Consider the following 8,435-nt stretch of genomic DNA (forward strand, 5'->3'; position numbering starts at 1 on the left):
AATCAGCGCGATGGCGCAAGGAAAGATGTGGTCTTGACTCTGGACAGGCCCGCGCCCGCGTGTAGGGAGAGGCCGTGTTAGCGAGATAAAGGAGGGGCGGACATGGCGACGACATCGCATTCCATTCCCTCGGACCGGATGGCGGTGCTGTTCGCGGTGATGCTGGTGGCGGCCGCGGGAAACACGGCCATGCAGTCGATCCTGCCCGCGATCGGTGCCAAGCTGAAAATCCCCGACGTCTGGGTCAGTCTGGCTTTCAGCTGGTCGGCGTTGCTATGGGTGCTCACCGCGCCGCATTGGGCGCGCCAGTCGGACAAACGCGGACGGAAGGCGCTTATGGCCTTGGGCGTCGTTGGCTTTCTTTCGTCGATGGCACTCTGCGGGATCGTCCTTTGGGCCGGTCTGACGGGGTTGATCGGCGCGGGAATCACCTTCGTCGCTTTCGCGCTGTTTCGTAGCCTTTATGGCGGGTTGGGCTCAGCCTCGCCACCTGCCGTCCAGGCTTATGTTGCATCGCGTACGGACCCCACGCAACGCACGCAGGCCTTGTCGCTCGTTTCATCCTCCTTTGGCCTCGGTACGGTCATCGGGCCGGCGATCGCTCCCTATTTTATCCTTCCCGTGGTCGGACTTGCCGGGCCAATGTTCGTTTTCGCGCTGATCGGGCTGATCGTGCTCGTCATGCTGCGCTGGCGGCTGCCCAATGACACACCGCGTTTTGCCGCTCGCGGTGCGATCGCACCCTATCCGCTCTCAGCGGGACCGGCAGAGCCCACCGGCGACGACGAAAATGATCCCGATGCCCAGGCGCAGGAAATACTAGGCTGGCGCGACGAGCGCGTGCGGCCTTGGCTGCTCGCGGGCTTTTTCGGCGGCCAGGCGCAAGCGATGATGCTGGGCGTCATCGGTTTCCTGATCCTCGATCGGCTTCACTTGCGCCCGACGCCCGAAATCGGTGCCGACATTACCGGAACTGTGCTGATGTCGGGTGCAGTCGCGACGTTACTGTCGCAGTGGGGCCTTATACCGCTGTTCAAGCTGACGCCGCGCTCGACCGTTTTATGGGGCTCGGCGCTCGCCGGCGTCGGCATCCTCATGACCGGGCTTGCGCAGGACCAGCACGCGATCACCATCGGTTTCGCGACGGGATCGCTCGGCTTTGGACTGTTCCGTCCCGGATTTACTGCGGGAGCATCGCTTTCCGTACCGCGCCGCGACCAGGGCAGCGTTGCCGGAATGACCGCCTCGATCAACGGATCGGCCTATATCATCTCGCCCGCGATCGGGGTGCTGCTCTATAATTGGCATCCGATGGCTGCATACAGTCTAATGGCCGGCTTCTGCGGCTGGCTGGTAATCTGGGGCTGGTCCGCGTTGCGCACGGACCAGCCCGCGGCTTCCTAGCTTCTCTCGTCTTCACCGTGCTTGCGTTCGCGGACGGGCTTCAGCATGCCGGGCGCGAAGAAGCCGATCGGATCGACACTCATCGCGGCCTGCTTGATCTCGCCCTGGATTTTTTCATAATCCTTTTCCATCGCCTCGGTCACCGATGCGCGGGTATCCTTCAGCGCGGTTTCGAAATCGCCCATTGTTACCGTGTCGCTGTCCATCGACCGCTTGAGTGCGGCAAGCCCCGCACGGCGGGTCAGGTCTTCCAGATCGGCCCCGGTGAAGCGATCGGACCTTTCGGCAAGTAGCGACAGATCGACGTCCTCCGCCAACGGCATCTTCGCCGTCTGGATTTCGAGAATGCGTTTGCGCCCCTCGGCGTTCGGCACCGACACATAGATCAGTTCGTCGAGCCGACCCGGACGAAGCAGCGCTGGGTCGATCAGGTTTGGGCGGTTTGTTGCTCCGATCACGACGACCGACTGCATCTCTTCGATCCCGTCCATCTCGGCGAGGATCGTGTTCACAACGCGCTCGGTCACTTGCGGCTCGCCCGACGTGCCGCTGCCGCGCGCGGGAACCAAGCTGTCGAGTTCATCGATGAAGATGATCGTTGGCGCGACCGCGCGCGCGCGAGCGAATAATCGCGCAATCTGCTGTTCGCTTTCGCCATACCATTTGGACAGCAGGTCCGACGATTTGATCGAAATGAAATTGGCATCGGATTCGCGCGCTGCGGCTTTCGCAAGTAGCGTCTTGCCCGTTCCCGGCGGACCATAAAGGAGGAAGCCCTTGGCAGCCCTGATGCCCAGGCGGCGGAAGGCTTCGGGGTTCTTGAGCGGCAGTTCGATGCCCTCAACCAGCTTGTCGCGCGCCGCGTCGAGCCCGCCGATGTCGGTCCACCGCGTCTTGGGCGCCTGCACCATCACTTCGCGCATCGCCGAGGGCTGGACGCGCTTCAGCGCGTTGTTGAAATCCTCGCGCGTGACGCGAAGCTCTTCGAGCACTTCGGGCGGGATCGTTCCTTCCTCAAGGTTCAGCTTGGGCATGATCCGCCGCACCGCCTCGATCGCGGCCTCGCGCGTCAGCGCCGCCATGTCTGCTCCGACAAAACCGAAAGTCGTCCGCGCAAGCTCGGCCAGGTCGACATTCTCGGCGAGCGGCATGCCGCGCGTATGGATGCCCAGAATTTCGCGGCGCCCACTCTCGTCGGGAACGCCGATCACGATTTCGCGGTCGAACCGGCCCGGACGGCGCAGCGCCTCGTCGACCGCATCGGGGCGGTTGGTCGCCGCGATGACGACCAGATTGGTGCGGGGCTCGAGGCCGTCCATCAAAGTCAAAAGCTGCGCGACGAGGCGCTTCTCCGCCTCGCCGGTTACCTGCCCGCGCTTGGGCGCGATCGAATCGATCTCGTCGATGAACAGGATCGAGGGCGCGGCCTTGGTCGCCTGCTCGAACACTTCGCGCAGGCGCTTTTCGGACTCGCCATAGGCGCTGCCCATGATCTCCGGCCCGTTGATCAGGAAGAATTGCGCTTCGCTTTCGTTGGCGACCGCCCGCGCAAGCCGCGTCTTACCCGTGCCCGGCGGGCCATGGAGCAATACGCCGCTCGGCGGATCAACCCCCAGCCGGCGGAAAAGTTCAGGATAACGAAGCGGCAGTTCGACCATTTCGCGAAGCTGGTCGATCGTCTCGCCGAGCCCGCCAAGGTCGTCGTAGGTGACGTCGGTGCGGCGAGCGTCCTGCGGCTCCTGATATTCGGGAAGCAGCTCGATTTCGGTATTTTCGTCGATGAAGACGACGCCCTTTGGGGTCGCCGACACGACGAGCAGGCGAACTTCGGCGAGAGCATAAGCCGGGGCATTGAGCATCTGGCGAAGCTGTGGCGGCATATTGCCCGATTCGAGCCGCTGCTGCCCGGCTGTCGCAACCGTATCGCCCGCGACGACCGGACGGCCGAAGAAGCTGCGCTTCAACGCGTTAGCATTCCCCTGTAACCGCAGGTTTTCCTGCGCGGGCGCGAAAACCACCCGCGACGCAGGACGCGTCTCGACCCGGCTCAGCGCGACCATGTCGCCCGCCCCGGCGCCCGCATTCGCGCGCTGAAGCCCATCGAGCCGGATTACCTCCAGCCCTTCGTCCTCTGCATAGGGCGCGACGACTCGCGACGCGGTCTGGCGCTTGCCGCTGATCTGAATGATGTCGCCTTCGGTGACGCCGAGTTCGACCATCGCGGACCGTGGAATGCGCGCAATGCCGCCGCCGCTTTCCTCTGCGCGCGAATTCGCAACCTGCAGTTTCACTTCTTTTTCTTTTACCGCGGTGTCGGCCAAAGCGCGTCTCCCTCAAAAAAGGTCAGGACGCCGAAGATAGGGTGGTTGTTCCCGTTTTTCGACCCCCGCAGACGGGTCAAATTATGTCGCACCGCACAAAATTCTGGCAAGTCTTTCACGCTCATGCCATCATCGGCGACCGATATGCCACGCCTCCCTCCCATCAGCAGCATGGAAGCCTTTCTGGAGGTCGCGCGCCACGGGACGGTTAAGGCCGCGGCCATCGAGCTTGGCCTGTCGATGCCCGCGCTGTCGCGCCGGATCCAGACGCTCGAACATGCGGTGGGGCGCCCGCTGTTCAACCGCCATCATCACGGCCTTAGCCTGACCGAGACCGGGCGCGCGCTTCACGAACAATTGTCACCGATCCTCGACGAATTGCGCACTGTCATCGGACAGGCGGGAAGACCCGACGCATCGCTACGCCTGCACCTCAACGTCCTGCCGCTGTTCGCGCAGCAGCGCCTGTTTCCGCGCCTGCCCGAATTGCGGCGCCAGCATCCCGAATTGCATATCGACATCGATACCATGTCGCACGCCGAAGCACGGCTGGGCGACGGGATCGATGCCGCCATCGCGCTTGCCCGATCGATCGACCCTGCGCTCTATGCCGCGCGGCTCGATCAGGACAAGGTCTTCCCGATCGCGTCGCGAACGCTCGTCGACGACAACCGCCCGATCACCGTGCCCGAACAGATGCAGCGGATGACGATCTTGCTCCACCGCGAGATGCCCGAAACCTTCACCGAATGGAAAAAGGCGATCGGCATGCCCTATCTGGAGCCGGCAGGTATCGATTATTTCGATTCGGGCCCGCTGATGCTCGAAGCGGCGGCGCAGGGCATCGGCGTGGCCTTCATGCACGGTCATCATCTTGACGATGCGAACGACCCGCGGCTGATCCGCCTTTTCGACTTCGATGTCGACAGCCCGTACAGCTATTGGTTCGTCTGTCGACCGCGCGCGCTACGCCAGCCTGCGGTGAAGCTGTTCCACGACTGGCTGCTCGGCGCCAGGATCTGATCGAAAGCCGCACGTCCAACCGACGATGGCGGGAAAATGGTGCTGCTGGACAGGATTGAACTGTCGACCTCGTCATTACCAATGACGCGCTCTACCACTGAGCTACAGCAGCAACCGATGCGCCGGCGAACCGTTGTTGCCGGGCAGGCGCGGCCTATGGCGGGGCGCCCCTCGCCTGTCAAGGTGCGAGGCTTGACGATGGAGCAATTTCGCGGGCAAGGGTTTGGGCGTGAGCAAGACGCCCTCCCCCGCCGATCTCGAACGCGAACGCCGCCTTGCAGAGGCGCTGCGCGAAAATCTTCGCAAGCGCAAGGCGCAGGCACGCGAAGCGAAATCCGAAAACCTCCCTAAAGACTGACCGTTACCGTCACCTCATCGCCCTCGGCAATCGCTTCCGCCTTTCGAACGGCGGCCTTTACCGGCAGCAGCCAGCCGCCGCTTTCCTTGTGCGGAAAGACTGACGTGCTCCAGCTTGTGTCGCCGATTGTCGCCCGGACTTTCGCAGATCCGAATCCCTTGCGCCCCTCGAGCCACTGGCCGCCGATCGCCGCGAGGCGAATCCCGTCGGCAGCCTCGCCCGCGATGGTTACGAAGAACCAGGCCGCCGGCGCCGTCGCCGATTGCCAACGCCACAGCCGCGTCGTGACGCTAAAATCCTCCAACGGCACTATTTCGCCGCGACCGGACGCACGGGTACCGGGATATTGCAGATGTCGGCGCCGCCCGCGGGCTTGATGAAGAAGGGATCGCGGCGATTCGCGCGTGCGTCGGCATAGCGTGCAAAACTCGCGCTTTCGGTCGAAAGATATTCGAACCGGGGCTGCTCGGCGGCGGGCAATTCGCTGGCGATGCGGATCGACGCAATCGGCGTGCGTTCGGCTTCGGTCTTGTAGAGTCCCAGCGCTTCGCTCCCACGCGGCAGGCTCGACAGATATTCGATCCCGCTGATGACGCGGCCGACGAGCGCAATATTGCGGTCGAGATGGCGCGGCGCATGACCGATCACGGCGTAGAGTTCAGCGCCGCTGCCCGTGTCGGGCGACATGTTGCGGCCGACACCGACCATTCCGTAGCAATGCACGGGCCATAGATCGCGTCCATCGGCCGCCACCGGCCATCCGCGGTGGAACCCTCCCGTCCCGCCGTAGACCTTTTCCAGAACATTTTCCGGAGTGCCGACCGGTCGTAGCGGCGGACAGATATGGCCTCCACACCAATTGCGTACCACATATTCGCTTTCGGGCACTGCCGCCAATCCCGTCGGCAATGGCTTCTTCTCGGTCGCATCGCCCCATTGCGCGACATAATTGTCCTGCACGCGGTTCACGCTCGTGCCATCCCACCAGTGCGCAGCGGCGAGCTTGCGGATATTGCCGAGCCATCCCTGGCTGAACGGCGCAGGCATTAACTGGATAACGACGCGGCGGGCCTGCCCCTTGGCGTCGGGGGCAAGGTCCATGACTATCAGGTCCGACGGCGCGACGGCGACCCAGTCGCTGGCCGGCGCCGCGGCCGCGATCTCGCCCGGCGAAGGAATGGGCGCGGGCTCCTGCGCGTGGACCGGCGAGACGAGCGAAGCGATGGCGGCGGCCAGAAGAAGATGTTTCATGCGCGATGTCTGCCACGCCCAATCGGCTTGCGAAAGCCCCACCAAGCGATTAGGGCGCGCGTTCCAGTGCATGCGGAGCGGTGGCCGAGTGGTCGAAGGCGCTCGCCTGGAAAGTGAGTATACGTCAAAAGCGTATCGAGGGTTCGAATCCCTCCCGCTCCGCCAAATTCTAATCCCACTTCGGCCCGAACCGTTTTCAAGACCCCAGCTTTGCTGCGGCTTTGAGAGACGATTCGTATCCCTGTACGTCCCACATGATCCAGGCCGACATTTTTGCCAATGTGGGACTATTTTTTATGATTTCAGGGATAAACAGCATTTCGAACGGGCTTTCGCAGCCCAAGGGCAAGACGCGCCGGGTATCCGAGCGCCTCGAAAACTAACACTGCCTTAGTTGCACTGGTAGCCAACGCGAAGCGCCAATCACGCGACAGAGATAGTCCCCGCGAACTGGACATTTTCGCGGCTCAACTTAGGACACTTGATATGCTGATTTCGGCGGGCGCCACGATTAACGTGGCGGATGACAATGGACGCCCACTTGCTGTGTTAGCAGCGGTCGGACGCTATGGAGCGATGACGAAGCAGCACCTTCCCCCAGAGTGGTTCGAACGTCTTGTAGCTGCCGGGATGAACATCAACGCAACTTGGAAGGGCGGCAGCGCGCTAGATTGGCTCGATCACTTAGAGATGAGCGATGACGAGACTGAGCGGGCTATAACGAGACTCGGTGGGCGCCGGATCAAGCCGCTGCCCAAAGGCGAACGCTTCTGAAACCGCAGTTAACCACTGGAGCTGGCCGATGCACGAACCGCTCCGCGGATTGGCGTTAGCCTCGATGTAAAGCGGCCCAGCGAACGCCGTGGCTGATTGAACGTGGGCTGCCGCAGGCAGACCCTTTCGGCTCCTTTACCTGAGGAGTCGAACGATGAACGAGCTTATCCAGATTGGCCCGATCAGCCCGCTGCGCCAGCGGCTGATCGACGATATGACCATGCGGCGCTTCTCGAAGGAGACGCAGCGTAATTATCTTCGCGACGTCGGGCGGTTCGCGACCTGGCTCGGACGCTCGCCCCACACTGCGAGCGCGGAGGATGTCCGGCAGTTCCAGATCGAGCAGCAGCAGGCGGGCGTCCCCGCGCCAACGATGAACAGCATCGTCGGCGCGCTGAGGTTCTTCTTCACGCACACACTCGACCGCCCCGATCTCGCGCGCAAGCTCGTCCGCACCAGGCAGGTTCGCAAGATCCCGGTCGTGCTGACCATGGCCGAGGTGAAGCGCCTGCTCGATGCCACGCGCTCGCTCAAGCACCAGGCCGCGCTGTCGGTCGCCTATGGAGCCGGGCTGCGCGTTGCCGAGGTGGTGACACGCCTCGAAGAGGAGACCCGGATCGGCAAGGGCGGGACCCTGGCGGCGCAGCTGTCGCGGCTCGACCTGATCGTGCTCGACGAGCTCGGTTATCTGCCGTTCGCCCGCTCCGGAGGGCAGTTGCTGTTCCACCTCATCAGCAAGCTTTATGAGCGCACCAGCGTCATCATCACCACCAACCTCGCCTTCGGCGAGTGGCCTACCGTCTTCGGTGATCCCAAGATGACCACGGCGCTGCTCGACCGCGTCACCCACCACTGCGATATCATCGAGACGGGCAACGACAGCTGGCGCTTCAAAAACCGCAGCTGACCGCCACCTTCGGCGCCTTCAAAAATCTATCCTGCGCTGCGCGCGCCTCCGGTCGGGCTACGCCCGCCCTCCGCCGCACGCAGCGCAAGGCGACCTTCAACTAACCGGCATCATATCCGAAAAGGGGGTCCCTCTTCGACGCCGATCGGGGGTCCCTTTTGAACGCCGTTTGACACACCTGCAGGTCCAAAGCCTTCCGGCATGTTGTGGCGCATCGCATCGATCTGGAAGGCGTGTCCGCATGAGCCGCGTAGTGCGCAATCTCGTCGCGGCGGGAGGCGCTTGATGCTGTTTGATCGTTAGCGATGCGACCACCCCACGTTGACGTGCGGAGGTTTTTAAGAGTTGCCGTAGCGGGATTCGTTATTCAGCTCTTTGAGCGCCGGGATGACGAGCG

General features: G+C 63.1%; 9 protein-coding genes and 2 tRNA genes. 7 read left to right on the forward strand and 4 right to left on the reverse strand.

Translation table 11 applies throughout. From position 1 onward, the window contains the following. The first annotated feature begins 102 nt into the window (after window positions 1-102). The gene (locus ATE71_RS01585) at window positions 103-1,404 is read left to right on the forward strand and encodes an MFS transporter (RefSeq protein WP_058801607.1); all 1,302 of its coding nucleotides are present in this window, start codon (window positions 103-105) and stop codon (window positions 1,402-1,404) included. On the opposite strand, the gene ATE71_RS01590 is transcribed toward ATE71_RS01585, so the two are convergent. Next, on the reverse strand, window positions 1,401-3,725 hold the full coding sequence (locus tag ATE71_RS01590) for a CDC48 family AAA ATPase (RefSeq protein ID WP_058801608.1): 2,325 nt from the start codon (window positions 3,723-3,725) through the stop codon (window positions 1,401-1,403). The two genes, ATE71_RS01585 and ATE71_RS01590, sit on opposite strands and share 4 nt — an antisense overlap. A gap of 144 nt (window positions 3,726-3,869) precedes the next feature. Between ATE71_RS01590 and ATE71_RS01595 the strand changes: the two genes are divergently transcribed. Further along, window positions 3,870-4,748, forward strand: coding sequence for a LysR substrate-binding domain-containing protein (locus ATE71_RS01595; protein ID WP_058801658.1), 879 nt, complete (start codon window positions 3,870-3,872; stop codon window positions 4,746-4,748). A gap of 37 nt (window positions 4,749-4,785) precedes the next feature. On the opposite strand, the gene ATE71_RS01600 is transcribed toward ATE71_RS01595, so the two are convergent. Continuing rightward, window positions 4,786-4,860, reverse strand: a tRNA-Thr gene (locus ATE71_RS01600). 117 nt (window positions 4,861-4,977) lie between these two features. Here ATE71_RS01600 and ATE71_RS22990 point away from each other — a divergent pair. Beyond that, a complete protein-coding gene (locus ATE71_RS22990) occupies window positions 4,978-5,106 on the forward strand; it encodes a hypothetical protein (protein ID WP_268801400.1) in 129 nt (42 codons plus the stop codon). On the opposite strand, the gene ATE71_RS01605 is transcribed toward ATE71_RS22990, so the two are convergent. Next, a complete protein-coding gene (locus tag ATE71_RS01605) occupies window positions 5,096-5,416 on the reverse strand; it encodes a DUF1905 domain-containing protein (protein WP_235587861.1) in 321 nt (106 codons plus the stop codon). The genes ATE71_RS22990 and ATE71_RS01605 overlap by 11 nt on opposite strands. After that, window positions 5,416-6,357 (reverse strand): peptidylprolyl isomerase, encoded by a 942-nt coding sequence (locus tag ATE71_RS01610; RefSeq protein ID WP_058801609.1) that lies wholly within the window; start codon window positions 6,355-6,357, stop codon window positions 5,416-5,418. The genes ATE71_RS01605 and ATE71_RS01610 overlap by 1 nt, the downstream gene beginning before the upstream one ends. Window positions 6,358-6,431: 74 nt before the next feature. On the opposite strand from ATE71_RS01610, the gene ATE71_RS01615 reads away from it, so the two are divergent. The 4 genes from ATE71_RS01615 (at window position 6,432) to ATE71_RS22775 (ending at window position 8,038) form a co-directional block, all read left to right on the forward strand. Then, window positions 6,432-6,522 (forward strand) — tRNA-Ser (locus ATE71_RS01615). Between the two features lie 89 nt (window positions 6,523-6,611). Next, on the forward strand, window positions 6,612-6,740 hold the full coding sequence (locus tag ATE71_RS22995) for a hypothetical protein (RefSeq protein WP_268801401.1): 129 nt from the start codon (window positions 6,612-6,614) through the stop codon (window positions 6,738-6,740). Window positions 6,741-6,843: 103 nt separating this feature from the next. After that, entirely contained in the window at window positions 6,844-7,131 is a 288-nt protein-coding gene (locus ATE71_RS01620) for a hypothetical protein (protein WP_058801610.1), read from the forward strand. Between the two features lie 154 nt (window positions 7,132-7,285). Continuing rightward, window positions 7,286-8,038 (forward strand): ATP-binding protein, encoded by a 753-nt coding sequence (locus ATE71_RS22775; protein ID WP_058801611.1) that lies wholly within the window; start codon window positions 7,286-7,288, stop codon window positions 8,036-8,038. Window positions 8,039-8,435: the final 397 nt, after the last annotated feature.

The organism is Sphingopyxis sp. H115 (genome assembly GCF_001468465.1).
Classification (GTDB): Bacteria; Pseudomonadota; Alphaproteobacteria; order Sphingomonadales; family Sphingomonadaceae; genus Sphingopyxis.

What these genes read in the sequence shown, in the direction of transcription:
- ATE71_RS01585 (WP_058801607.1), top strand. Translation starts at nt 103, where the DNA reads ATGGCGACGACATCGCATTCCATTCCCTCGGACCGGATGGCGGTGCTG.
- ATE71_RS01595 (WP_058801658.1), top strand. Translation starts at nt 3,870, where the DNA reads ATGCCACGCCTCCCTCCCATCAGCAGCATGGAAGCCTTTCTGGAGGTC.
- ATE71_RS01610 (WP_058801609.1), bottom strand. Translation starts at nt 6,357, where the DNA reads ATGAAACATCTTCTTCTGGCCGCCGCCATCGCTTCGCTCGTCTCGCCG.
- ATE71_RS22995 (WP_268801401.1), top strand. Translation starts at nt 6,612, where the DNA reads ATGATCCAGGCCGACATTTTTGCCAATGTGGGACTATTTTTTATGATT.
- ATE71_RS01620 (WP_058801610.1), top strand. Translation starts at nt 6,844, where the DNA reads ATGCTGATTTCGGCGGGCGCCACGATTAACGTGGCGGATGACAATGGA.
- ATE71_RS22775 (WP_058801611.1), top strand. Translation starts at nt 7,286, where the DNA reads ATGAACGAGCTTATCCAGATTGGCCCGATCAGCCCGCTGCGCCAGCGG.